A 24,678-nucleotide genomic window follows, 5' to 3' on the forward strand; every position below is an offset into this window, starting at 1 on the left:
TGTGTCGGCATGTCCGACGGTCGTCGGGGTCAGCGCACCCGAATCGCGTGCTCGCTCGCGGGGATCACCTCGCCGATCACCGGATGACCGGGGATCTCCCCGACGACCAGGAGACCGCCGGACGTCTGAGCATCCGCGAGCAGCAGCAGTTCGTCGTCGTCCACCTCGGAGTCGACCTCGTCGCGCACCCAGTCGAGATTGCGACGGCTCCCGCCGGGCACGAAACCCTCCGCGAGCGACTCGCGCGCTCCCGCGACGTACGGCACGGCCGCGGCATCGAGCACGGCGGTCGTGCCACTGGCCCGCATCATCTTCATCAGATGGCCGAGCAGACCGAAACCCGTGACGTCGGTGGCGGCGCGGACACCTGCGGCGTGGGCGAGTTGCGCGGCCTCGCGGTTGAGGGTCGTCATCACCGCTACCGCCTCCTCGAACCGCTCGCCGGTGGCCTTGTGACGGTTGTTGAGGATGCCGAGGCCGAGTGGCTTGGTGAGGGTGAGCGGCAGGCCGGGTGTCGCAGCGTCGTTGCGCAGCAGGCGATCCGGATCGCCGAGCCCGGTCACCGCCAGTCCGTACTTCGGTTCGCGGTCGTCGATGCTGTGCCCTCCGGCGAGATGAGCACCCGCCTCGGCGCACGCGTCGGCACCGCCCCGCATCACCTCGGCTGCGAGTTCGAACGGGATGAGTTCGCGCGGCCAGCCCAGGAGGTTGACCGCGACGATCGGCGTGCCGCCCATCGCGTAGACGTCGGACATGGCATTGGTGGCGGCGATGCGGCCCCAGTCGTAGGCATCGTCGACGACCGGGGTGAAGAAGTCGGCCGTCACGATGACGGCCCGTCCGCTCCCGTCGGGTGCGGGGTCGATCCGGACCGCGGCGCCGTCGTCGCCGTTCTCCACACCGACCAGCAGTTCGCCGGTCGCTCGTCCACCCTGCAGGCCACCGAGTACCCGTTCGAGTTCGCCCGGCGGAACCTTGCACGCGCAGCCGCCGCCGGCCGCGTACTGGGTGAGTCGGATGGCGCCCTCGGGAAGGTCGACGTGTGCGGTCATACGACCGAACATACGGGCGTGCCGTAACCGAGGGCTCGACTTCGGTTAGGGTGAGCGCGGAGGTGGTTCTCGTCTGGTGACGGTCGCGGTCTTCAAAACCGTTGTGGCCCAGTATCTGGGCTGGGCGGGTTCGATTCCCGTCCGCCTCCGCCAAATTTTGTCGTCGAGTGTGGGATGAGGAGGCGCGTGCCGGATCCGCGACGGGATGTTCCCCGCACCGACCAGGTCCTGGCCGATCCGCGCCTGCGCGAAGCCGTCGACCGGCTCGGCTCCCGTCTGGTCAAGCAGACCGTGGTCGCGGCCCAGCAGCGGTGCCGCGACGGAGAGATCGAGCCGGGGGCCGTCGCCGACGTCGCAGCCGAATCGTTGCCGCAACAGGCGGCCACCCTGCGTCGCGTCCTCAACGCGACCGGCGTGGTGGTGCACACCAATCTCGGCCGCGCCCCCCTCTCCCGCGCGGCGGTCGAAGCCGTGACGACCGCGGCGGGCGCGACCGATGTCGAGCTCGATCTGGCCACCGGCAGGCGCGGGCGGCGCGGCCGCGGCGCTCTCGAGGCGCTCGCCGAGCAGGTACCGGATGCCGGAGGCGTCCACGTGGTCAACAACGGTGCCGCCGCTCTCGCTCTGGCCACGCGGGTGCTTGCGCGCGGGGGTCGCTCGATCGTGATCGCGCGGGGCGAACTGGTCGAGATCGGCGACGGCTTCCGGATCCCGGAACTGCTGGAATCGGTCGGTGCCGCGCTGCGGGAGGTCGGTACCACCAACCGTGTCCGCCTGAGCGACTACGCCGCGGCCGTCGACGACGACACCGCCTTCGTCCTCAAGGTGCATCCGTCGAACTTCACGGTCACCGGCTTCACGTCGTCCGTCTCGGTCCGCGAACTCACGGGGCTCGGTCCGCCCGTCGTGGTCGACATCGGGTCGGGACTGCTCGCACCGCATCCACGCCTGCCGAACGAGCCCGACGCCACCAGTGCCCTGCGCGCCGGCGCCGACCTGGTCACGGCTTCGGGCGACAAGCTGCTGGGTGGTCCGCAGGCGGGGCTGCTGCTCGGACGGGCCGAGCTGGTGGAACGCCTGCGCCGCGATCCGTTCGCACGGGCATTACGCGTCGACAAGCTCACCCTCGCCGCGCTGGAAGCGACCCTGACGGGACCGACGCCTCCCGTCGCGGCAGCACTGGCCACGCGGCCGGAGGACCTTCGCGCCCGTGCCCGGGCGATCTGCGCTGCGCTGCCTGCCGAGTGCGAGCCCGAGGTGGTCGACTCCGACGGCGTCGTCGGTGGTGGCGGCGCCCCGGATGTGACCCTGCCGAGCGTGGCGATCGCGCTGCCCGAACACTTCGCCGTGCCGTTGCGTCTCGGCGAACACCCGGTCGTCGGCCGTGTGGAACGGGGCAGGTTGCTGCTCGACCTGCTCGCCGTCGACCCCGGTGAGGACCGCGATCTGATCGGCGCCGTGACGCGTGTGGCCCGCCGCGAAGGACGCTGATGCACGTCGTCGCGACCGCCGGTCATGTCGACCACGGCAAGTCGACGCTGGTCGAAGCGCTCACCGGCGCGAATCCGGATCGGCTCGCCGAGGAACGGCGGCGAGGACTGACCATCGAGCTCGGCTACTGCTGGACCTCCTGGCCCGGAGTGGGGGAGGTCGCCTTCGTCGACGTCCCCGGACACGAGCGTTTCCTGACGACGATGCTCTCCGGGGTGGGATCGGTCCCGGCCGCGCTGTTCGTGGTGGCCGCCGACGATCCGTGGATGCCTCAAGCAGCCGAACATCTCGCGGCGCTCGACGCGCTCGGCGTGCGCCACGCGGTCGTCGCGGTGACCCGCGCCGATCTCGCCGACCCGGGTCCCGCAGCCGCGCGGGCCGCGGCGGAGGTCGCCCGCACGAGCCTGGCGGGGGCGCCCGTCGTCGCTGTGAGCGGACGCACCGGGATGGGCCTCGACGATCTCAGGGCCGCGTTGACGACGATGGTCGCCGCGCTCCCGGATCCGGATCCGCTCGGCGATGTCCGGCTCTGGGTGGACCGCCGGTTCACCGTGCGCGGGTCCGGAACCGTCGTCACCGGAACGCTTCCCGCCGGCACGGTCCGGGTCGGCGACACCCTCGCCCTCGGCAGCGCACCGCTGCGGGTCCGTGGCGTGCAGGCGCTCGGGCGCGACCGGACCGCGGTGAGCGGCGTGGCCCGGGTCGCCCTCAATCTCACCGGCCGGATCGACGACCTGGGCCGGGGCAGTGTGCTCGTGACGCCCGGTGCGTGGCACCACACGTCCGTCGTCGACGTGCGGATCAGCGGCGAGGACCGGCCTCCCGTCGCCCCAGTTCTCCACATCGGTGCTGCCGACGTCGGCGTCCACTGTCGTCCGCTGGCGGGCGATCTCGTCCGGCTCACTCTCGATCGCCCGTTGCCCCTGCGGATCGGCGACCGCGCGCTGCTGCGCGATCCGGGTCGCCGCACGATCTGGCGGGCCGACGTTCTCGATCCGGACCCGCCCCGCTTCCGGCGGCGTGGTGCCGCGGCACGCCGTGCCCGGCAACTCGCGGGTGCCGACGGTACGCCGAACTTGGCCGACGAACTCGCCCGCCGCGGAATCCTGCACCGTCAGCGGTTGCGTCAGTTGGGCATCCCTCTCGAGGAGGGAGATCACCTGGTGGTGGGTCCGTGGCTCGTCGCACCCGGCCTCGCGCGAGCGGTCACCGATCGGCTGCCCGCCCTCGTGCAGGCACACGCTCGCGCTCATCCCCTGGACCCGGCGGCACCGTTGACCGTGCTGGCATCGCAGTTGCGGCTTCCCACTCCCGACCTCGTGCGTGCGCTGGTACGGCCGCCTCTCGAAGTCGTAGGGGGACGGGTGATCGCTCCGGGAGCCGACGGTCTGCCGACGAAGATCCGCAAGGCCGTCGAGCAGGTGCGCCGCGACCTGTCGGCCGCCCCGTTCGCGGCCCCGACCGCCGATCGACTCCGCGAACTCGGCCTCGACGACCGTGCACTGGGCGCGGCCGAGCGCAGCGGACGACTGTGGCGGGTCGGTCCGGGCATCGTCCTGCTACCCGACGCCGCCGATGCTGCCGTCGAGTTGCTGGGAGAGCTGGAACAGCCCTTCACGACCAGTGCGGCACGCGAGCGGCTGGGAACGACACGGCGGGTGGTCCTGCCGCTGCTCGACCGGCTCGACAAGGCGGGCCGTACGCGACGGCTCCCCGACGACCGTCGCGAGATCGTCCACTAGGGCGGCACCGACTGTCGGGGCGGTCGAGTCCCGTTCTGCGCGGATGCGCGAGGTGACGTGCACCCGACCACGAAGTGTGTCGAAACACGAAGTGCGGGTACCGACCTCGTCGGTACCCGCACTCGGGTGTGAGAAGTGGGTCGTCAGATGACGCCCAGTGCGAACATCGCGTCGGCGACCTTCACGAAGCCGGCGATGTTGGCGCCGTGGATGTAGTCGCCCGGCTTGCCGTACTCGGCGGCGGTCTCGACGCAGCGGCCGTGGATGTCGGCCATGATGCCGGCGAGACGCTCGTCGGTGTAGTCGAAGTGCCACGAATCGCGCGAGGCGTTCTGCTGCATCTCCAGTGCCGAGGTCGCCACACCACCGGCGTTGGCGGCCTTGCCGGGCGCGAAGGCGACTCCGGCGTCGCGGAAGACGCTGATGCCACCCGGAGTGGTGGGCATGTTGGCGCCCTCGGCGACGATCTTCACGCCGTTGTTGACGAGGGTCTTCGCCGAGTCCTCGTCGAGTTCGTTCTGCGTGGCGCACGGCAGTGCGACGTCGCACGGCACGTTCCAGATGTTGCCACCGGGGAAGAACTCGGCGTCGCCGCGCTCGTCGACGTACTCGGAGATGCGTCCGCGCCGGACTTCCTTGATCTCCTTGAGGAGAGCGACGTCGAGGCCCTTGCGGTCGACGATGTAACCGGAGGAGTCGGAGCAGGCGATCGCGGTGCCACCGAGCTGGTGGATCTTCTCGATGGCATAGATCGCGACGTTGCCGGAACCCGAGACGACGGCGGTGCGACCTTCGAGCGAGGTTCCCGCGGTCTTGGCCATCTCGTTGACGAAGTAGGCCGCGCCGTAACCGGTGGCCTCCTTGCGCACCTGCGAACCGCCCCAGGTGAGGCCCTTGCCGGTGAGCACGCCGGACTCGTAGGAGTTGGTGAGGCGCTTGTACTGGCCGAACAGGTAGCCGATCTCGCGGCCACCGACACCGATGTCACCGGCCGGGACGTCGGTGTACTCGCCGATGTGGCGGTGCAGCTCGGTCATGAACGACTGGCAGAAGCGCATGATCTCCTGCTCGGAGCGACCCTTGGGATCGAAGTCCGAGCCACCCTTGCCGCCGCCGATGGGCAGGCCGGTGAGAGCGTTCTTGAAGATCTGCTCGAAGCCGAGAAACTTGACGATGCCGAGGTTCACGCTCGGGTGGAAGCGCAGGCCGCCCTTGTAGGGGCCGAGAACGCTGTTGTACTGCACGCGGAAGCCACGGTTGACGTGGACGTTGCCCTGGTCGTCGATCCACGGCACACGGAAGATGATCTGCCGTTCGGGCTCGCACAGGCGCTCGATCAGGCCGGATTCGAAGTATCCGGGGTGCCGCTCGAGCACGACATGCAGAGACTCGAACACTTCGGCTGCAGCCTGGTGGAATTCGGGTTCACCTGCGTTGCGGGCCTTGACCTGCTCGTAGATCTCTTCGATGCGGTCCGATGTCGACACGCCCACCTACCTGACTCTGTGAGGATTCTGTAACACGCGATTTACGACGAGAACTATAGGACGTGGTCCTTAGCATGTGTTAACCCAGCACCGAGGTGGGATGAGAAACACACGGCCGGAGCGGCGTGTGAAAAGAGCGAATTGCCCGTTTCGGAAGTAGGATGCGCGACCCCGCCGCGAATGATCCGCCGGCGGTGGGAGGTGCCCCCGGCAGGACTCGAACCTGCGACCTAGAGATTAGAAGGCTCTTGCTCTATCCAGCTGAGCTACGGAGGCGCGGCCAGAATCTTAGCGGGTGCCGTCGGCGGCGGGTGCACGCACCCTCACCGTCGGCGGGTCATCGCTCGAGTGCTGTGCCGCGGTCGTCGCCGGTGCTCGATTCGCCCCCGGGGACGTCCACATCCCCGGTCTTGAACCGCTGGACGAGGTGATCGATTCCGACCCCCAGGACCACCGCGACGCAGATGGACACGGCCGCACCCAACAACGGTTGCGATTCGAACCAGCCCCCGACGAGACGGCCCACCAGCGCCGAGTACAGCGCCCAGGTCGTACCGCCCAGGATCGTGAGGGGCACGAACTTCTGTCGTGGGTAGCGGGTCGCTCCGGCCGTCATGTTCACAGCGATCCGGCCGATCGGGATGTAGCGGGCCGTGAGGATCACTGCCGCGCCGCGCTTGTCGAGTCCGCGCCGCGCCCACGCGAAAGCGGCTCGTGCCTTCGGGCGGCGCATCCACCGGAACCGGTCCGTGCCGACCTTCCGTCCGATCGTGTAGGCGATGTTGTCGCCGATGATCGCGCCGAGCGCCGCGAGCACGACGACGATCCACAGGTGGGGAAGTCCGGTCGAGCCCGAGAGGGACGCCAGGGTCACCAGGACGGTCTCGCTGGGCACCGGAGGGAAGAAGCCGTCGAGGATGCACACGGCGAAGACCAACGGATAGACCCAGAGGGCCGCGGCCTGGCCGATGATGAATTCGTTGATCACGTCCATGGATATGCGTGGTGCTCCCGTCGGGTCCGCCGGTCGGCTCCTTCCACGCTATCCGCTCGCGCCGCCGAGGACTCCGGACGAGGGCGGCGTTACGGCACACACCGTCGACCGCAAGAGAACGATTCGATTCCGATTCGCCCGTTTCGTCGCATCGATCTCGACTCGGGTCTACTATGGGCGCACCAAGGGGGAATCGTGGGCGGCCGGTGGGGGAAAGCCGGTCCGCGCCACCTGATGGCGGGAGTTCTTCATGCAGGTTCCTGGCCCATTCGAGTACGAGCGTGCCACCGGAGTGGATCACGCCGTCGAGTTGCTCGACCGGCACGGAGAGGGGGCCCGGGTCGTCGCCGGCGGACACAGTCTGCTGCCGATGATGAAACTTCGGCTCGCGAATCCGGAGTACTTGATCGACATCAACGATCTCGCGGACGAACTCGATCACATCGTGTTCGAACCCGGGTCCGTGCGCCTCGGTGCCCTGGTCCGGCACCGCCGGCTTCTCGAATCCGACGAACTCGCCGAGATCTTCCCGATCTTCCGCGATGCCGAGCGAGTGATCGCCGATCCCGTCGTCCGCAATCGTGGAACGCTCGGTGGGTCGTTGTGTCAGGCAGATCCTGCCGAGGACCTGTCCACCGTGTGTGCAGTGCTCGGCGCGACCTGTGTCGTACGCGGACCGGGCGGGGTGCGCGAGCTCGATTTCCACGACTTCCATCTCGGCCCCTACGAGACGGCGGTCGCCCCGAACGAACTGCTCGTCGAGGTGCGGCTGCCGAGGAAGGGCACCGGGGCCAGTGCGTACGAGAAGGTCGAGCGTCGCACCGGCGACTGGGCGGTGGCCGCCGCGGGTGTCGCGCTGTGGACGTCGGGAGGACGGATCACCGACGCACGGGTCGGGCTGACGGCCGTGCGCGGCGACGACGAGGCGTTGTCGGCGATCACCGACCTGCTGCGGGGTGCGCCACTGTCCGACGACCTGTTCCGAGAGGCCGGCGCCGCAGCCGCGCGGGCCTGCGATCCCGAGACCGACCAGCGTGGCACCGCCGCCTACAAACGTCACCTCGCGTCCGAGTTGACGGTGCGTGCCCTGCGCCGAGCCGCCGAACGTCTCGGCGCCACCGAAAGGGTGTGATCCGATGCAGATCTCGATGACAGTCAACGGCGAGAACGTCACCGCCGACGTCGAACCTCGAACTCTGCTCGTGCATTTCCTGCGAGACCACCTCGGTCTGACCGGAACCCACTGGGGATGTGACACGAGCAATTGCGGAACGTGCGTCGTCTCCGTGGACGGCGAACCGGTGAAGTCGTGCACCACCCTGGCGGTCATGGTCGCCGGCCACGAGGTGCTCACCGTCGAAGGACTCGAACGCGACGGCGTCCTCGACCCGGTGCAGGAAGGATTCGTGCGCTGCCACGGGCTGCAGTGCGGCTTCTGCACCCCGGGAATGATGATCACCGCCCGGGCGCTGCTCGATCGCGATCCCGACCCCGACGACGCGACGATCCGCGAGGCGATCTCCGGGCAGATCTGCCGCTGCACCGGCTACACCACCATCGTCCGGTCGGTCCGGTGGGCCGCCGAACACTCCTCGACCTCACAGCCCACGGAGGTGTCGTGATGACCGCGGTCGAACCGGACATGCGCCCGGAGGAACAGGACAACGATCGCACGCCGTGTGGACACGGCCGCATGCTGCGCAAGGAGGACCCGCGCTTCGTGCGCGGCCGCGGCACCTACGTCGACGATGTCAGGCTGCCCGGCATGCTGCATCTCGCAGTGCTCCGATCGCCGGTCGCGCATGCCCGGATCAACAGCATCGATACGTCCGCCGCCCTCGCACACTCGAAGGTGCGGGCGGTGATCACGGGCGCCGACCTGGCCGAGAAGGGCCTGGCGTGGATGCCGACACTGTCGAACGACGTGCAGGCCGTGCTCGCCACCGACAAGGTGCGCTTCCACGGCCAGGAGGTCGCGTTCGTCGTCGCCGACGACCACTATTCGGCGCGCGATGCCCTCGAACTGATCGACGTCGACTACGAGATGCTCGACCCGGTCGTCGATGTGCGCACGGCCCTGTCGCCCGAGGCACCGGTGATCCGGACCGATCTCGACGGGAAGACCGACAACCATTGCTTCGACTGGGAAACCGGCGATGCGGCGGCCACCGACGCGGTCTTCGCGAAGGCCGACGTCGTCACCCGGCAGGAGATCGTCTATCCGCGGGTGCACCCGGCGCCCATGGAAACGTGCGGTGCGGTCGCCGATTACGACCGGATCTCCGGAAAGCTGACGCTCTGGTCCACCACACAGGCCCCGCACGCCCATCGCACGCTGTACGCGCTGGTCGCGGGTCTGCCCGAACACAAGATCCGCGTCATCTCGCCCGACATCGGCGGTGGATTCGGCAACAAGGTGCCCATCTACCCCGGTTACGTCGGGGCGATCGTCGCGTCGCTGGTCACCGGACGGCCCGTCAAGTGGATGGAGGACCGCAGCGAGAACCTCATGAGTACCGGCTTCGCGCGCGACTACATCATGATCGGGGAGATCGCGGCGACGAAGGAAGGCCGCATCCTCGCCATCCGGTCCCGTGTCCTCGCCGACCACGGCGCGTTCAACGCCACCGCGGCCCCGGTGAAATATCCGGCCGGCTTCTTCGGGGTGTTCACCGGCAGTTACGACATCGAGGCCGCGTACTCCCACATGACCGCGGTCTACACCAACAAGGCACCCGGCGGTGTCGCCTACGCGTGCTCGTTCCGCATCACCGAAGCCGTGTACTTCGTCGAACGGCTCGTCGATTGTCTGGCCTACGACCTCGATATGGACCCGGCCGAACTACGACTGAAGAACCTTCTGCGCCCCGAACAGTTCCCGTACACGAGCAAGACCGGCTGGAAGTACGACTCCGGCGACTACGAGACCACCATGCGCAAGGCCATGAACCTCGTCGGATACGAGGATCTGCGGCGCGAACAGGCCGAACGCCGCGCACGGGGCGAACTGATGGGCATCGGCATGTCGTTCTTCACCGAGGCCGTCGGCGCGGGGCCGCGCAAGGACATGGACATCCTCGGTCTCGGCATGGCCGACGGCTGCGAACTGCGCGTCCATCCCACCGGTAAGGCCGTGGTGAGGCTGTCGGTGCAGTCCCAGGGGCAAGGACACGAGACGACCTTCGCGCAGATCGTCGCGGAGGAGATCGGCATCCCGCCCGACGACATCGACGTCGTCCACGGCGACACCGACAACACCCCCTTCGGACTCGGCACCTACGGAAGCCGCTCGACACCGGTGTCCGGCGCGGCCGCCGCGCTGGTCGCCCGCAAGGTGCGCGACAAGGCGAAGATCATCGCATCGGGCATGCTCGAGGTCTCCGTCGCCGATCTCGAATGGGAGAAGGGCACCTTCCGGGTCAAGGGCGACCCGGCGGCGGCGGTCACGATCCAGGACATCGCGATGCGGGCCCACGGCGCCGGCGATCTGCCCGAAGGTCTCGAAGGCGGTCTCGAGGCGCAGATCTGCTACAACCCCGAGAACCTGACCTATCCCTACGGCGCCTATTTCTGTGTCGTCGACGTCGATCCCGGCACCGCGGAGGTGAAGATCCGCCGGTTCCTGGCCGTGGACGACTGCGGCACCCGCATCAACCCGATGATCATCGAAGGGCAGGTGCACGGTGGCATCGTCGACGGGATCGGCATGGCCCTGATGGAGATGATCGCGTTCGACGAGAACGGAACGTGCCTGGGCGGGTCGTTCATGGACTACCTGATCCCCACCGCCCTCGAAGTACCCACGCTCGAGACGGCGTTCACCGTCACCCCGTCACCGCATCACCCGATCGGCGCGAAGGGCATCGGCGAATCCGCCACGGTCGGTTCCCCACCCGCGATCGTCAACGCCGTGGTCGATGCGTTGAAACCCCTCGGCGTCCGGCACGCCGACATGCCGTTGACACCGTCGCGGGTGTGGGAAGCCATGCAGGGTCGCGCGACCCCGCCGATCTGAGCGACGCGACAGAAGGATTCGAGTGGAACGAGCGGAGTACGAGGACATGGACCTTGCGGTGCGGGCAGCACAGTTGCGCAGCGAACGCCGCCCGTTCGTGGAAGCGACCGTTGTACGGGCGCAACCGCCGACGTCCGCGCACTCGGGCGACCGGGCGCTCGTCCACGCCGACGGCACGATCGAGGGGTTCGTGGGCGGACAGTGCACCGAGAACTCGGTGCGCGAAATGTCCCGCACGGTGCTCGAGCGAGGGGAGAGCATGCTCCTGCGGGTGCTGCCGGCCGGAGCCGCCGAGTTCCCCGACACTCCGGGGGCGACGATCGCGGTCAACCCGTGCATGTCCGGTGGGGCCACCGAGATCTTTCTCGAGCCGCGGATGCCTGCGCTCGTGGTGGCCGTCTTCGGGGACTCGCCCGTGGCCGACGCCGTGAGCGACTTCGCGCGGCGCGTCGACTACTCGGTGGAACGGATCCGCGGGACGCGCGTGCCCGCCGACGCTTCGGTGGTGATCGTCGCGAGTCACGGAGGTGACGAGGGGAGTGTGATCCGCGCGGCGCTCGACGCCGGAAGCCGCTATATCGGTCTGGTGGCCAGTCACACCCGTGGCGCCGCGGTGCTCGACGAGGTGGATCCGACCGACGACGAGCGTGCCCACGTGCACACCCCGGTCGGGCTCGATATCGGTGCCCGCACCCCCGCGGAGATCGGACTGTCGATCGTGGCCGACATCGTGCGAGTCGCGCGCAGCGGCGGCCTCACCCGCCCCTCCGAGGAGAGTTGTCGACGCGTCGAGGTGCCGAGGGAGGCGGAGTCGAAGCCGCAGACGGCCGTCGACCCGGTGTGCGGGATGACCGTCACGATCACCGAGTCCACCCCGCACCTCGTCGTTGCGGGCCGGACGATGTGGTTCTGCTGCCCGGGTTGCCGCAGCCGCTTCGAGAAGGACGACGTCGCGTGACCGACCCGTCCTCTCCGGGCATCTTCACCGGCGTCGACGACGTGGTGGCCAGATTCGACAGCCACGATCACCTGCTCGATCAGGGCACCGCCGCCGCGATCCACCTCGCCGTCGCATTGGGGCGACCGCTGTTGCTCGAGGGCGAACCGGGGGTCGGCAAGACCACTGCCGCCAAGGTGCTCGCGCAGATCCTCGGCAGCCCGCTGATCCGGTTGCAGTGCTACGAGGGACTGTCGGTCGCCGAGGCCCTCTACGACTGGAACTACCAACGCCAGTTGCTCGCGATCCGGCTCGCCGAAGCGCGCGGCGACGTTCCCGCCGAAGCCGACCTGTACTCCGAGGAATACCTCCTCGAACGCCCCATCCTGCGCTGCGTCCGCCACCGCGGCGACACACCCGCCGTTCTGCTCGTCGACGAGATCGACCGTGCCGACGACGAATTCGAGGCGTTGTTGCTCGAATTCCTGGGGGAGTTCGCTGTCACCGTTCCCGAACTCGGCACCCTCACCGCGACCCGCCCACCCGTTGTCGTGCTGACCTCGAATCGGAGCCGCGACCTGCACGACGCACTGCGGCGACGTTGCCTGTACCACTGGATCGACTACCCCGACCGCGCCCGGGCGGTGGCGATCCTGCGTCGCACGGTGCCATCGGCGAACATCGCGCTCGTCGAACGTGCCACGGATTTCGTCGCGGTGGCCCGCCGGCTCGATCTCGACAAGGCACCCGGAATCGCGGAGACCATCGACTGGGTATCGGCCCTCGCCGCACTCGGTGTCACCGACCTCGTCCGGCCCGAAGCGGCGATGTCGCTCGCGGCACTGGCGAAGACCCCCGACGACGGCGACGCGCTGGGGGAGGCGCTGACCCGCTTCGTCTCCACCGAAGTGTAATGAGCGCCGGGCTGCTCCCCGGGGTCGATCACGCCGCCTTCACAGTCGCGTTGGTCGACCGGCTCAGGTCCGCCGGGATCGTGGTCCCGGCGGACGGAGCGGCGACCTTCACGCGCGGCCTGCGTGCGTGTCCGCCGACCACCCGGACTCGGTTGTACTGGACCGCGCGGCTCACCCTCGTCGACCGGTACGAGAGCCTGTCCACCTTCGATACGGTCTTCGACCGGGTGTTCGGCGAGGCGCCAGTTCCGCTCGACCCGCACGCCCGTCGCACGGGACCCGAGGACGAAGGCGCGCCGGGGGCGTCGACACCGGACGGACCCCGCCGGCCCAGCGGGGTTCCCCCTTCCGGACACGACGTTCCATGGGTCACCAGGACGATCGTCGAGTCCGCAGAGGGGGAGCGGGCGCCCGGTCGCCCGGGGCGCGAGGTGGCGAGCGCACTGGCCGAGATCGCCGATCAGCGGTTCGACGACCTCGACCCGGCGCAACTCGCACTCCTCGAGGCATGGATCGAGGCGGCCGGAGCGCGCTGGGCGACTCGCCGCACCCGCCGCCGGGTCGAAGGCCGTACCGGACGCGTCGACATCCGCGCGAGCATCGCCGCCTCCCGCGGCACCGGGTTCGAGCCGCTCCGCCTGATCCGCACGCGACCGGGTCGACGCCGGCGGCAGATCGTCGTGTTCTGCGATGTCAGCCGTTCCATGCGTCCCCACATCGGGGTGTATCTGCATCTCGTCCGTGCGCTCGCGCACACCGGAACGGCCGAGGTCTTCGTGTTCTCCACCACAGCTGCGCGTCTGACACCCGTGCTCCGGCACCGGTCGGTCGACCAGGCGATCGACGTCGCCAACGAGCGGGTGCGGACGCGGTTCGGAGGCACCCGCATCGCCGGTTCCCTCGCCGAGGTGGTCGCCTCGCGTCACGGACACCTGATGCGCGGAGCGATCGTCGTCGTCGCGTCCGACGGTTGGGACAGCGACGATCCCACCGACCTCGCCCACGTCCTGGCCAGGATCCGGCGTCGCGCGCACCGGCTGGTGTGGCTCAACCCCCGGGCGGGGCAGTCCGGCTTCACGCCCTCGACCGGGCCGATGTCCGCCGCGCTTCCGCACTGCGACGCGATGGTGGCGGCCGACACACTCGTGGCCCTGCAGCACGCCGTCGACGTCGTCACGTCCACCGGTACGGGGGACGGGGGACTCCGACGGCGTGTCGTAGGTCATGGCGTGGACGTCCTACCCTGGTAGCCATGGCAACATCCGAGCTCGCGTCTCCCGCGCAGCTTCCGGCGCCCGCCCCCATGAGGGGAAACCCGCCGGCACTGCTGATTCTCTTCGGCCTCCTCGCAGCGATCGTCGCGGCGTTCGCGGTCGGACTGTCCGCTGCCCAGGCTCTGGTGTTGCTCGGTATCCCCGACCCCGGTTCGCTCACGACCTACGGGCTTCCCGCGGTGCGCGCGATCTCCGAGATCGCGACGGTCATCACGATCGGGTCGCTGTTCTTCGCCGCCTTCCTCGTACCCCCGCAGCGGAGCGGGGTACTCGACGTCGGCGGCTATCGCGCCGTGCGGACGGCAGGTGTCGCCGCAACGGTATGGGCGGTCACCGCCGCGCTGATGGTGCCGCTGACCCTGTCCGACACTTCCGGCAGTCCGCTGAGCGAGGCCATCCGTCCGGAAAACCTGTTCTCGGCACTCGGACAGGTGGAGGTCGCGCTGGCCTGGGCCTGGACGACCGTGCTCGCGCTGATCACCGCGCTGCTGGCCCGGCTCGCGGTGCGCTGGTCGTGGACGCCGTATCTGTTGCTGCTGTCGTTCGTCGCCCTCATGCCGATCGCCCTGACCGGGCACTCCTCGTCGGGCGGTTCGCACGACATGGCGACCAACAGCCTCGTGCTGCACCTCGGCGCGGCGTCCGTCTGGGCCGGCGGGTTGTTCGCGCTGCTCGCCCATTCGATGCGGGGCGGGGAGCACACCGATGTCGCCGCCCGGCGGTTCTCCTTCGTCGCCGGACTCGCGTTCGTGGTGATGGCTGTCAGCGGCGTGATCAACGCTGCGGTCCGCATGTCGTTCGACGACCTGACGACCACCACCTACGGCAGGCTGCTGCTCGCGAAGACCGTCGCGCTGGTCCTGCTCGGCATCTTCGGCTGGGCCCAGCGACGCCGGGCGCTGCCGGCCCTCGAGGCCGACCCCACCAGCCGGTCCGCTCTCGTGCGGTTCACCGTCGCCGAGGCGTTCGTCCTCGCCGCCACGATCGGCCTGGCCGTGGGACTCGGTCGCACGCCTCCGCCGCCCCCGCCTTCGGTGCCGACGATCCAGGAGGTCGAGCTCGGATACCAGCTCGACGTACCCCCGTCCTTCGTGAGCCTGTTCTTCGGGCAATGGCGATTCGACCTCATCTTCGGCACTGCCGCACTCGTACTCGCCGCCGCCTACGCCGTCGGTCTGTGGACCCTGCGCAAGCGTGGTGACTCGTGGCCGCTCGGCCGGTCGATCGCCTGGTTCTCGGGCTGCTTCGTGCTGTTCGTCGCCACCAGTTCCGGCGTCGGCATGTACTCCCCGGCGATGTTCAGCGTGCACATGGGCGCGCACATGGCCCTGTCGATGCTCGCTCCCGTACTTCTGGCGCTCGGCGGGGCGATGACCCTCGCCCTGCGTGCGTTCAAGCCGGCCGGACGCAACGCCCCTCCCGGCCCGCGCGAATGGATCCTCGAGTTCCTCCACAGCCCGCTGTCGCGCTTCTTCACGCACCCGATCGTGGCATCGGTGATGTTCGTCGGCGGTTTCTACGCGTTGTATCTCGGAGGGATCTTCACCGCGTTCATCGACAGTCACACCGCCCACGTCCTGATGAACCTGCACTTCCTGCTGAGCGGCTACCTGTTCTACTGGGTGGTGATCGGCGTCGACCCGTCGCCACGCGACCTGCAGCCCGTGACGAAGCTGGCGATGGTCTTCGGCTCGCTCCCGTTCCACGCCTTCTTCGGTGTGACGCTCATGAGCATGGGCACGGTGATGGCCGAGAGCTACTACCGTGGCCTGGCCCTGCCGTGGAACTACGACCTGTTCTCCGATCAGAAGGTCGGCGGCAGCATCGCGTGGTCGGCCGGCGAGATTCCGCTCGTACTCGTGATGCTCGCGCTGCTCGTCCAGTGGTCGCGCACCGACCGGCGCACGGCCCGTCGCGTCGACCGGGCTGCGGAGCGCGACGACGACGCCGACCTCGCGGCACACAACGCGATGTTCGCCGAGCTGGCGCGCCGCGACCGCGAAGGCCGCTAGCCGCGCCGATCCGACACGCACATCCTGTCGCGCCGCGGCGAATCGGACGAATACGGACGCCGCGGCCGGACGGTCCGTATCGTCCTCGGCGTGACCCGTACCACGCACGTCCCCGCCCTGCTGCTCGCCGGTGCTCTGGCACTGCTGACGACCGTCGTGTCACCTCCCGCGGTGGGCGCGAACCCGGCGCCGGGAAAGGTTGTCGAGGTCGCCCCGCTCGACCCGGAATCGTCCCTGCCCGGGGCGTCCTCGGCTCGCGTCCTCGCCTACACCACGCAGTGGCGCGACGGCACCCCGACCACAGCGACCGGGGCACTGTTCGTCCCTCCCGGCACGCCGCCCGAGGGCGGGTGGCCCGTGGTCGCATGGGCCCACGGCACGGTCGGTCTCGACGATTCGTGCGCGCCGTCGCGGTTGCCGCGTACCCCGCGCGACACCACCTATCTCGACCACTGGCTCGGGCAGGGCTACGCCGTGGTGGCAGCCGACTATCCGGGCCTGGGCTCGGACGGACTGCACCGCTATCTGGACGGGCAGAGTGCCGCGAACAGCGTGATCGACATCGTGCGGGCGGGACGCGCCGTCGAGCCGGCGTTGTCCGACCGTTGGGTCGTGATCGGGCAGTCGCAGGGTGGGCACGCGGGTCTGCACACCGCGCACGCGGCGACCACCCGCGCGCCCGAACTGGACTTCCGCGGGACGCTCACGACGGGCGCGCCGTCCAACCTCGAGTACGCGTTCCCGCTCGGATTCCCGGGCTTCCCCGATCTCGGTCTCGACGGGCTCACGGCGTTCGCCGCCTACATCTTCGCGGGTCTGCGCGACGCCGATCCTTCCCTGGACGTCGACGGATACCTCACTCCCCTCGGTCGCGAGGTGGTCGACGCCGCCGAGCGACTCTGTTACGACGAGCTGATGGACCGCTACGGCGAGGTCGGCATCGGTGAGGTCCTCGCCCGTCCGCTGAGCGACGACCGGTTCCGCGCCGCCTTCACCGACTATGTCGCGGTGCCGACCCGTGGTTACGACCGGCCACTGTTCCTCGCGCAGGGTCTGCGCGATACGACGGTGCCCGCGCCGCTCGCGTTCGAACTGATCGGGAACCTGTGGGCCGGGGGCGCGAACGCGCAGTTCCGGACGTATCCGACAGGGCATTCCGAGACGATGTTCGCGTCGCTGCCCGACACCACCGGGTTCGTCGCCGACCTGCTGCGGCGCTGACGCCGGCGCGGCCCGGGCATCCCGTGGTCGCACGATGTGGGTAATCGACCGTCGCCCGATACGCTGGTGGTCATGGCGGAGTTCATTTACACGATGAAGAAGGTGCGCAAGGCGCACGGTGACAAGGTCATCCTCGATGACGTCACCATGAGCTTCTACCACGGCGCGAAGATCGGCGTCGTCGGACCCAACGGCGCGGGCAAGTCGTCGATTCTCAAGATCATGGCCGGGCTCGATCAGCCCAGCAACGGTGAGTCCTTCCTCGATCCGGAGGCCACCGTCGGCATCCTCCTGCAGGAGCCGCCCCTCAACGAGGAGAAGACGGTCAAGGAGAACGTCGAGGAGGGTCTCGGCGAGATCAAGGTCAAGCTCGATCGGTTCAACGAGATCGCCGAGCTCATGGCCACCGATTACTCCGACGAGCTGATGGAGGAGATGGGCAAGCTCCAGGAGGAGCTCGATCATGCCAACGCATGGGATCTCGACTCGCAGCTCGAGCAGGCCATGGATGCGCTGCGCTGCCCTCCGCCGGACGAGCCCGTCACCCATCTCTCCGGTGGTGAGCGTCGCCGTGTCGCGCTGTGCAAGCTGCTGCTGAGCAAGCCCGACCTGCTGCTCCTCGACGAGCCCACCAACCACCTCGACGCCGAGTCGGTGCTGTGGCTCGAGCAGTTCCTCGCGTCCTACCCGGGCGCCGTGCTGGCCGTCACCCACGACCGGTACTTCCTCGATCACGTCGCGCAGTGGATCTGCGAGGTCGACCGCGGCAAGCTGCACCCCTACGAGGGCAACTACTCCACCTACCTGGAGAAGAAGGCCGAGCGCCTCGAGGTGCAGGGCAAGAAGGATCAGAAGCTGCAGAAGCGGCTCCGCGAAGAGCTCGAGTGGGTCCGCTCCGGTGCCAAGGCTCGGCAGACGAAGAACAAGGCGCGTCTGGCCCGCTACGAGGAGATGGCCGCGGAGGCCGAGAAGCACCGCAAGCTCGACTTCGAGGAGATCCAGATCCCGACGCCGCCGCGTCTGGGCAACGTCGTCGTCGAGGTGGAGCACCTCGACAAGGGCTTCGACGGCCGCGTCCTGATCAAGGACCTGTCGTTCACGCTGCCGCGCAACGGCATCGTCGGTGTCATCGGCCCCAACGGTGTCGGTAAGACCACGCTGTTCAAGACGATCGTCGGGCTCGAGGAGCCGGACAGCGGCACCGTCAAGGTGGGCGACACGGTCAAGCTCAGCTACGTCGACCAGAACCGCGCGAACATCGATCCGAAGAAGACGGTCTTCGAGGTGGTCTCCGACGGTCTCGACTTCATCGAGGTCGGGCAGAACGAGATGCCCTCGCGCGCCTATGTGAGCGCGTTCGGTTTCAAGGGTCCCGACCAGCAGAAGCCGGCCGGTGTGCTCTCCGGTGGTGAGCGCAACCGCCTCAACCTGGCGCTCACGCTCAAGGAGGGCGGCAACCTGATCCTCCTCGACGAGCCGACCAACGACCTCGACGTCGAGACCCTGTCGTCGCTCGAGAACGCGCTGCAGCAGTTCCCGGGCTGCGCCGTCGTGATCTCCCACGACCGCTGGTTCCTCGACCGCACCTGTACCCACATCCTGGCGTGGGAGGGCAACGTCGCAGAGGGCCAGTGGTTCTGGTTCGAGGGCAACTTCGAGGCCTACGAGGCGAACAAGGTCGAGCGCCTCGGTGCGGACGCCGCACGTCCGCACCGTGTCACGCACCGGAAGCTCACGCGTGACTGAGTCGAACGGTCACCGGCCCTACCGGTGCCCGATCGAGGTGCGCTGGGGCGACTCCGACCGGCTGGGGCATGTCAACAACGCCAAGGTCGTCGAGTACCTGCAGGAGGGACGCATCAAGTTCTTCCTGAGCGAGCTGCCGTCGCGCGACGCGGTTGTCGTCCGGAAGATGGACGTCGAGTTCCTGCGGACGCTCAAGGACTCGTCGGCGCCGATCGAGGTCGAGACCGCGGTGCTGCGTCTCGGCACCAGTTCGTTCACGGTGCGCCAGACGATCCTCGACAGGGAGGGCGTGGTGTGCGCCGTCGCCGACACCGTGCTCGTCGGCTTCGATCCCGCGACCGACACGTCCCGGCCGTTGAGCGACGAGGTCCGGGCGGTGCTCGACCGGCACCGTATCGCCGCTACCGTCTGACCCAGCGGTCCTCCGCTGCTGTCCGGCCCGCCGGTTCCGGCACCCCGACTGCGCGCCGCGGATAGGCTCGATCACGAGTCCGTCCGCGGCGCGCGGTGTATCCGCCCGACAGAGCAGGAGGGGTGTCGATGGCCGATCCGGCTGTGGCGCAGAAAAGTTCGACGGGTGGCGACGTCTCTCCCGAAGTCGTCCTCGAGCGGATCTACGAGCGCTCCGGAGAGTTCGCGACCGACCCCGGCGCAGCCGCGCTCGAGCACGTACACCTCGGTCGTCACCGTGAGGAGGACACTGCGGTCGTCGGCGTGCGCCGCACCGACACCCTCGGTGTCGCCGTGCAGATCGTCACCGACGACATGCCGCTGCTCGTCGAGTCGGTGCTGGCGCTGCTCTCACGGCTCGGTGTCTCGGTGGGGGCCGTCATCCACCCCGTCCTGGCGGCGCGACGAAACGCGGAGGGTGACCTCGAGCGCCTGGCCGACGAAGGGGGCGGTGCCTCCGGCGGATCCCCCGAATCGTGGATGCACATCCAGCTGCGCGGACCCGTCGACGACGAGGCGGTCGACGAGATCGAGCACGGACTGCGGCGTGTGCTGTCCGACGTACGCCAGGTGGCCTCGGACTCGGACGCGATGCACGCCCTGCAGCGCGACATCGCGGACGCGTTCGACGTCCTGGCCGCCCATCCGCCCACGCAGTACACGGCCGACGAACTCGCCGAGACCGCCGCACTGCTGCGATGGTTGAGCGGCGGAAATTTCACCATCCTCGGCTACCGGCGCTACGACTTCGTCCCCGACGGCGGCGGGGGGAAGGTCCGCGCCGCACCCGTGTCCGGCAGCGGTAGGGGAGTGCTGCGCACCGATGCGGCGGTGGGGGACCCGCTCGACCTGCCCGGTGAGGTCGGCACGGGCCGGCGCCCGCTGCTCGTCCTCACCCAGGGGGCACTTCCCGCCACCGTGCACCGGTCCGTCTATCCGTACTTCGTCGGCGTCGCCCGGCTCGACGCCGACGGCGCGCTGGTCGGGGAGGATCGTTTCCTCGGCGTCCTCACGGTGACGGCCCTGCACGAGAACATCCTCGACATCCCCGTCGTGTCACGCCGGGTGCGTGAGGTCGTCGCGCGGGCGCGGGTCGACCTGTCGTCCTACAGCGGTCAGGCGATGCTCGAGATCATGCAGACCGTGCCGCGCGCGGAACTGTTCTCCATGGATACCGACACCCTCTACGAGACCGTCAGCGCCGTGGTCGACATCCGCCGGCAGGTGCGGTTGTTCGTCCGCGTCGACACCTACGGACGATACATCTCGTGCCTGGTCTACCTGCCGCGCGACCGCTACACGACGAAGGTGCGCATCGCGATCCAGGACATCCTGCTGCGCGAGTTCGGGGGTGGCGTGCTCGACTACACCGCCCGTGTCTCCGAACGTGACCTGGCGTTGCTGCACGTGACGATCCGGTTCTCCGGCCGCGCGCGACGCGAGGTGGACACTTCGGAGGACAACCGTCTGCGCATCCAGGCGATGCTCGCGGAGGTGACCCGCAACTGGGCCGACCGTCTCGGGGAAGCAGCCGCGGTCACGGGTGATCTCGATCCGGTGCTGGTGCAGCGGTATGCCGAGGTCGTACCCGAGGCGTACAAGGAGGACTTCGACTCCGAACGCGCTCTGTTCGATCTGATGCGTCTCGAAGCGCTCGACTCCGGTGATCTCGACACGCATCTGTACCGGCCCGGATCCGGCGATCCGCTGTCGTTGCGCTTCACCCTGTATGTGGCGGACGAGACCGTCACCCTCGGCCGGATCCTGCCGGTGTTGCAGAGTCTCGGCGTCGAGGTCGTCGACGAGCGACCGTACCGTTTGCCGCGATCGGACGGGATCGACTGCTGGATCTACGATTTCGGACTCTGCCTGCCCGAGGACATCGAGCCCGAGGTTGTCGAGGCCGACCCGACTTTGGCGGGGCGCCTGACCGAGACCTTCACCGTGGCATGGCGGGGTGCGGTCGAGACCGACCGCTTCAACCAGCTCGTGCTGCGCGCCGGGCTCACCTGGAAACAGGTCGTGCTGCTACGGGCGTACGCGAAATACCTGCGCCAGACCGAATTCCCGTACAGCCAGTACAACATCGAAGGCGTCCTGCTCGGTGCCCCGCACACCGCGACACTGCTTGCCGGACTGTTCGAGGCCCGCTTCGATCCGGACAGCGCATCCGCCGAACGCGAACGTGAGATCGTCGACGAACTCACCGCGACGATCGCCGAGGTCACCGCGCTGGCCACCGACCGGATCCTCCGGGGATTGTTCTCCCTGATCCGTGCCACGCTCCGCACCAACTTCCATGTGACCGGCGGAATCGGGAACGAACACCCGGACGGTCGCGCGTTGTCGCTCAAGTTCGATCCGCGGCGCATCGCCGAACTACCCCAACCACGACCGGCTTTCGAGGTGTTCGTCTACGCCCCGGACGTCGAGGGTGTCCATATGCGGTTCGGTCCCGTTGCCCGTGGTGGTCTGCGCTGGTCCGACCGCCGCGAGGACTTCCGCACCGAGGTGCTCGGTCTGGTCAAGGCGCAGGCCGTGAAGAACGCGGTGATCGTGCCGGTGGGAGCGAAGGGCGGGTTCGTCGTCAAGCACGCTCCGCGTCCGACCGGCGACGCCGAGGCCGACCGTCGCGCGGTCCGGGAGCGCGGCGAACGGTGCTATCGGTGCTTCATCGCCGGTCTGCTCGACATCACCGACAACCTCGACGCGGCTCGCAACGAAGCGGTCCCGCCGCCGCGGGTCGTGCGCCACGACGAGGACGACCCGTATCTCGTGGTGGCCGCAGACAAGGGCACGGCATCGTTCTCCGACATCGCCAATTCCGTTGCGGCGGAATACGGCTACTGGCTCGGCGACGCCTTCGCCTCCGGTGGTTCCGCCGGTTACGACCACAAGGAGATGGGCATCACCGCACGCGGTGCGTGGGAGAGCGTCCGGCGCCACTTCCGCGAACTCGGATCCGACCCGCAGACCGACGATGTCACCGTGGTCGGCATCGGTGACATGAGCGGCGACGTCTTCGGCAACGGCATGCTGCTCAGCCGGCACATCAGGCTCGTCGCGGCGTTCGACCACCGTCACATCTTCCTCGACCCCGATCCCGACCCGCAGCGGTCGTTCGACGAGCGTCGCCGGCTGTTCGCACTGCCCCGGTCGTCGTGGAGGGACTACTCGGAAGAGCTCATCTCGGCAGGAGGCGGGGTGTGGGATCGGACGGCCAAGTCCGTGCCCGTCGGCCCCGAGGCGCGCGCGGTACTCGACCTTCCCGACGACATCACCGAACTCTCACCGCCCGAACTGATCCGCGCGATCCTGCGCGCGCCGGTCGATCTCCTGTGGAACGGCGGCGTCGGCACCTATGTGAAGGCGTCGACGGAAACCCACGCTGAAGTGGGAGACAAGAGCAACGACGGCGTGCGTGTCGACGGCCGCGACCTGCGCGCCCGGGCCGTGAGCGAAGGGGGCAATCTCGGTGTCACACAACGCGGCCGAATCGAGTTCGCCCGCACCGGCGGCAAGATCAACACCGATGCGATCGACAACTCGGCCGGTGTCGACAGTTCCGACCACGAGGTCAACATCAAGATCCTGCTCGACGGCATGGTCACCACCGGTGAGCTCGCGGCGGAGGACCGCAATCCGCTGCTCGCGTCGATGACCGACGACGTCGCCGATCTCGTTCTCGCCGACAATATCTCGCAGAACGCCGTGCTCGGACTGGAACGGGCCGCCGCACCGTCCCTGCTGGGGGTGCATCGCAGGTTGCTCGCGGCTCTCGAACTGGATCGGGGACTCGACCGCGACCTCGAGGCGCTGCCCGACGAGGCCGAGTTCGACCGCCGCGCAGCCGCAGGGGAGGGATTGACCTCGCCGGAGCTGTCGCAGCTCCTCGCTCATGTCAAACTCGCCCTGGTCGACGACCTGCTCGCCACGGATCTGCCCGACAGCGAGACCTTCGCGGCGATCCTGCACGACTACTTCCCGCCGGCTCTGCGTGAGCGGTTCCGCACCGGGATCCGGGCGCATCCGCTGCGCTGGCAGATCGTCGCGACGCTGCTGGCGAACACCACCGTCGACAACGGTGGCCCCACCTACGTCTACCGACTCGCCGAGGAGGCCGGGGCGACGGCGACCGACGCCATCCGCGCCTACGCCGCCGTCACCACCGTCTTCGGGTTGCCGGGGCTGTGGGACGAGATCCGCGCCGCCGGGCTGCCCGTCGACATCGAGGACGATCTGCTGCTCGAATCCCGCCGCGTGCTCGACCGGGCGTCGCGTCGCCTGCTCGCCACGCGGCCGCAACCCCTCGCCGTCGGTGCCGAGATCAGCCGGTACCGCGACGCCTTCGCCCGCCTCGCTCCGCGCGTCGGGAAATGGATGCGCGGGCACCACGCCGAGGACTTCGAGCGCCGCACCCGTCCCCTCCTCGAACGGGGCGCTCCGCAGGAGCTGACGGGCGTCGTCTTCCGGCTCCTCGACCAGTTCCCGTTGCTCGATGTCATCGACATCGCCGACATCGAACAACGAGACGAGGCGGAGGTCGCCGACCTCTACTACGCCCTCGACGCGCATCTCGGCGTCGACCGCCTGCTCACGGCGGTCTCCGGCCTCGAACGGGGCGACCGCTGGCATTCGCTGGCACGACTCGCGCTGCGCGACGACCTGTACGGCTCGCTGCGTTCACTCGTTCTCGATGTGCTGGCCGGCGCCGAACCCGGCGAATCGACCGAGGAGATGATCGAGGACTGGGAGTCGTCCAACGGATCCAAACTCGTGCGTGCGAGGGCGGCGCTCGACGAGATCTTCGCGTCTGGAAGTCTGGACCTCGCCACCCTGTCGGTGGCGGCACGACAGATCAGGGGCATGGTGCGCACGGGCGCATCCGATCGGAGGTAACGAGTGAGCGGTGCGGGCGAACAGTTCGGTTTCCACACCGAGGTGATGGTGCGGTGGTCCGACATGGACGTCTTCCAGCACATCAACCACGCGCGGATGGTCACCCTCCTCGAAGAAGCGCGGATCCCGTGGTTGTTCGCCGACGGCCGCCCCACCCGGGACCTGCGCGAGGGGGCCGTCATCGCCGATCTCCACGTCCGCTACCGAGGGCAGTTGCGTCACGACGACGGTCCGCTCGACGTGTTGATGTGGACGGAGAAGGTACGCGCGGTCGACTTCACGATCGGTTACGAGGTGCGGCCGAGCGGTGCCCCGGTCGACTCGGCGCCGGCCGTGGTCGCGTCCACCCAGATCGCGGCGTTCGACATCGAGACCCAGCGCCTGCGCCGGCTCACCGACGCCGAGCGCGAGTTCCTGCGACAGTGGCGACGTGACTGACGAGGC

The 24,678-nt window shown here is 68.8% G+C and carries 17 protein-coding genes and 2 tRNA genes; 15 read left to right on the forward strand and 4 right to left on the reverse strand.

Features of this window, described 5'->3' with window-relative positions:
- Positions 1–29 precede the first annotated feature (29 nt).
- Entirely contained in the window at positions 30–1,052 is a 1,023-nt protein-coding gene (selD, locus tag EQ874_RS08575) for a selenide, water dikinase SelD (protein WP_064063398.1), read from the reverse strand.
- 58 nt (positions 1,053–1,110) lie between these two features.
- Between selD and EQ874_RS08580 the strand changes: the two genes are divergently transcribed.
- The 3 genes from EQ874_RS08580 (at position 1,111) to EQ874_RS08590 (ending at position 4,285) form a co-directional block, all read left to right on the forward strand.
- A tRNA-Sec gene (locus tag EQ874_RS08580) sits at positions 1,111–1,205 on the forward strand.
- A 33-nt stretch (positions 1,206–1,238) separates the two neighbouring features.
- On the forward strand, positions 1,239–2,543 hold the full coding sequence (gene selA / locus EQ874_RS08585; RefSeq protein ID WP_129976535.1) for an L-seryl-tRNA(Sec) selenium transferase: 1,305 nt from the start codon (positions 1,239–1,241) through the stop codon (positions 2,541–2,543).
- Positions 2,543–4,285 (forward strand): selenocysteine-specific translation elongation factor, encoded by a 1,743-nt coding sequence (locus tag EQ874_RS08590; protein ID WP_129976536.1) that lies wholly within the window; start codon positions 2,543–2,545, stop codon positions 4,283–4,285. Before selA ends, EQ874_RS08590 begins: the two co-directional genes overlap by 1 nt.
- A 143-nt stretch (positions 4,286–4,428) precedes the next feature.
- Here the strand turns inward: EQ874_RS08590 and gdhA are convergent, their stop codons facing one another.
- The 3 genes from gdhA to EQ874_RS08605 all read right to left on the reverse strand — a co-directional run bounded on the left by gdhA (position 4,429) and on the right by EQ874_RS08605 (position 6,766).
- Positions 4,429–5,772, reverse strand: coding sequence for an NADP-specific glutamate dehydrogenase (gdhA, locus tag EQ874_RS08595; protein ID WP_024100550.1), 1,344 nt, complete (start codon positions 5,770–5,772; stop codon positions 4,429–4,431).
- Between the two features lie 202 nt (positions 5,773–5,974).
- Positions 5,975–6,048 (reverse strand) — tRNA-Arg (locus EQ874_RS08600).
- A 61-nt stretch (positions 6,049–6,109) separates the two neighbouring features.
- Positions 6,110–6,766, reverse strand: coding sequence for a DedA family protein (locus tag EQ874_RS08605; RefSeq protein WP_129976537.1), 657 nt, complete (start codon positions 6,764–6,766; stop codon positions 6,110–6,112).
- Positions 6,767–7,016: 250 nt separating this feature from the next.
- Here EQ874_RS08605 and EQ874_RS08610 point away from each other — a divergent pair, with 250 nt between their 5' ends.
- The 12 genes from EQ874_RS08610 to EQ874_RS08665 all read left to right on the forward strand — a co-directional run bounded on the left by EQ874_RS08610 (position 7,017) and on the right by EQ874_RS08665 (position 24,672).
- Positions 7,017–7,898 carry a xanthine dehydrogenase family protein subunit M gene (locus EQ874_RS08610; RefSeq protein WP_129976538.1) on the forward strand — a complete coding sequence of 294 codons (882 nt, stop codon included), beginning with the start codon at positions 7,017–7,019 and terminating at the stop codon, positions 7,896–7,898.
- 4 nt (positions 7,899–7,902) lie between these two features.
- The gene (locus EQ874_RS08615) at positions 7,903–8,388 is read left to right on the forward strand and encodes a (2Fe-2S)-binding protein (protein WP_064063299.1); all 486 of its coding nucleotides are present in this window, start codon (positions 7,903–7,905) and stop codon (positions 8,386–8,388) included.
- Positions 8,388–10,781 carry an aerobic carbon-monoxide dehydrogenase large subunit gene (locus EQ874_RS08620; RefSeq protein ID WP_064063300.1) on the forward strand — a complete coding sequence of 798 codons (2,394 nt, stop codon included), beginning with the start codon at positions 8,388–8,390 and terminating at the stop codon, positions 10,779–10,781. The genes EQ874_RS08615 and EQ874_RS08620 overlap by 1 nt, the downstream gene beginning before the upstream one ends.
- Positions 10,782–10,827: 46 nt before the next feature.
- On the forward strand, positions 10,828–11,739 hold the full coding sequence (locus EQ874_RS08625) for an XdhC family protein (RefSeq protein ID WP_165369237.1): 912 nt from the start codon (positions 10,828–10,830) through the stop codon (positions 11,737–11,739).
- Positions 11,736–12,632 carry a MoxR family ATPase gene (locus EQ874_RS08630; RefSeq protein ID WP_129976540.1) on the forward strand — a complete coding sequence of 299 codons (897 nt, stop codon included), beginning with the start codon at positions 11,736–11,738 and terminating at the stop codon, positions 12,630–12,632. The genes EQ874_RS08625 and EQ874_RS08630 overlap by 4 nt, the downstream gene beginning before the upstream one ends.
- Positions 12,632–13,882 carry a VWA domain-containing protein gene (locus EQ874_RS08635; protein WP_016932555.1) on the forward strand — a complete coding sequence of 417 codons (1,251 nt, stop codon included), beginning with the start codon at positions 12,632–12,634 and terminating at the stop codon, positions 13,880–13,882. Before EQ874_RS08630 ends, EQ874_RS08635 begins: the two co-directional genes overlap by 1 nt.
- Positions 13,883–13,884: 2 nt before the next feature.
- Entirely contained in the window at positions 13,885–15,918 is a 2,034-nt protein-coding gene (locus EQ874_RS08640; RefSeq protein WP_129976541.1) for a cytochrome c oxidase assembly protein, read from the forward strand.
- A 117-nt stretch (positions 15,919–16,035) separates the two neighbouring features.
- Positions 16,036–17,139 carry a lipase family protein gene (locus EQ874_RS08645; RefSeq protein ID WP_242496737.1) on the forward strand — a complete coding sequence of 368 codons (1,104 nt, stop codon included), beginning with the start codon at positions 16,036–16,038 and terminating at the stop codon, positions 17,137–17,139.
- A 72-nt stretch (positions 17,140–17,211) separates the two neighbouring features.
- On the forward strand, positions 17,212–18,885 hold the full coding sequence (gene ettA / locus EQ874_RS08650) for an energy-dependent translational throttle protein EttA (protein ID WP_026002935.1): 1,674 nt from the start codon (positions 17,212–17,214) through the stop codon (positions 18,883–18,885).
- Positions 18,878–19,297 (forward strand): thioesterase family protein, encoded by a 420-nt coding sequence (locus EQ874_RS08655; RefSeq protein ID WP_129976543.1) that lies wholly within the window; start codon positions 18,878–18,880, stop codon positions 19,295–19,297. The genes ettA and EQ874_RS08655 overlap by 8 nt, the downstream gene beginning before the upstream one ends.
- 128 nt (positions 19,298–19,425) lie before the next feature.
- Positions 19,426–24,234, forward strand: coding sequence for an NAD-glutamate dehydrogenase (locus tag EQ874_RS08660; protein ID WP_129976544.1), 4,809 nt, complete (start codon positions 19,426–19,428; stop codon positions 24,232–24,234).
- 3 nt (positions 24,235–24,237) lie between these two features.
- Positions 24,238–24,672, forward strand: a complete 435-nt coding sequence (locus EQ874_RS08665) for a thioesterase family protein (protein WP_064063306.1) — start codon at positions 24,238–24,240, stop codon at positions 24,670–24,672.
- Positions 24,673–24,678: the final 6 nt, after the last annotated feature.

Source organism: Rhodococcus sp. Q1 (genome assembly GCF_004153645.1).
In the GTDB taxonomy this organism is placed as follows: domain Bacteria; phylum Actinomycetota; class Actinomycetes; order Mycobacteriales; family Mycobacteriaceae; genus Rhodococcus; species Rhodococcus gordoniae.

What these genes read in the sequence shown, in the direction of transcription:
- EQ874_RS08625 (WP_165369237.1), top strand. Translation starts at nt 10,828, where the DNA reads ATGGACCTTGCGGTGCGGGCAGCACAGTTGCGCAGCGAACGCCGCCCG.
- EQ874_RS08615 (WP_064063299.1), top strand. Translation starts at nt 7,903, where the DNA reads ATGCAGATCTCGATGACAGTCAACGGCGAGAACGTCACCGCCGACGTC.
- EQ874_RS08640 (WP_129976541.1), top strand. Translation starts at nt 13,885, where the DNA reads ATGGCAACATCCGAGCTCGCGTCTCCCGCGCAGCTTCCGGCGCCCGCC.
- ettA (WP_026002935.1), top strand. Translation starts at nt 17,212, where the DNA reads ATGGCGGAGTTCATTTACACGATGAAGAAGGTGCGCAAGGCGCACGGT.
- EQ874_RS08620 (WP_064063300.1), top strand. Translation starts at nt 8,388, where the DNA reads ATGACCGCGGTCGAACCGGACATGCGCCCGGAGGAACAGGACAACGAT.
- EQ874_RS08590 (WP_129976536.1), top strand. Translation starts at nt 2,543, where the DNA reads ATGCACGTCGTCGCGACCGCCGGTCATGTCGACCACGGCAAGTCGACG.
- EQ874_RS08605 (WP_129976537.1), bottom strand. Translation starts at nt 6,766, where the DNA reads ATGGACGTGATCAACGAATTCATCATCGGCCAGGCCGCGGCCCTCTGG.
- EQ874_RS08635 (WP_016932555.1), top strand. Translation starts at nt 12,632, where the DNA reads ATGAGCGCCGGGCTGCTCCCCGGGGTCGATCACGCCGCCTTCACAGTC.
- selD (WP_064063398.1), bottom strand. Translation starts at nt 1,052, where the DNA reads ATGACCGCACACGTCGACCTTCCCGAGGGCGCCATCCGACTCACCCAG.
- EQ874_RS08660 (WP_129976544.1), top strand. Translation starts at nt 19,426, where the DNA reads ATGGCCGATCCGGCTGTGGCGCAGAAAAGTTCGACGGGTGGCGACGTC.
- EQ874_RS08610 (WP_129976538.1), top strand. Translation starts at nt 7,017, where the DNA reads ATGCAGGTTCCTGGCCCATTCGAGTACGAGCGTGCCACCGGAGTGGAT.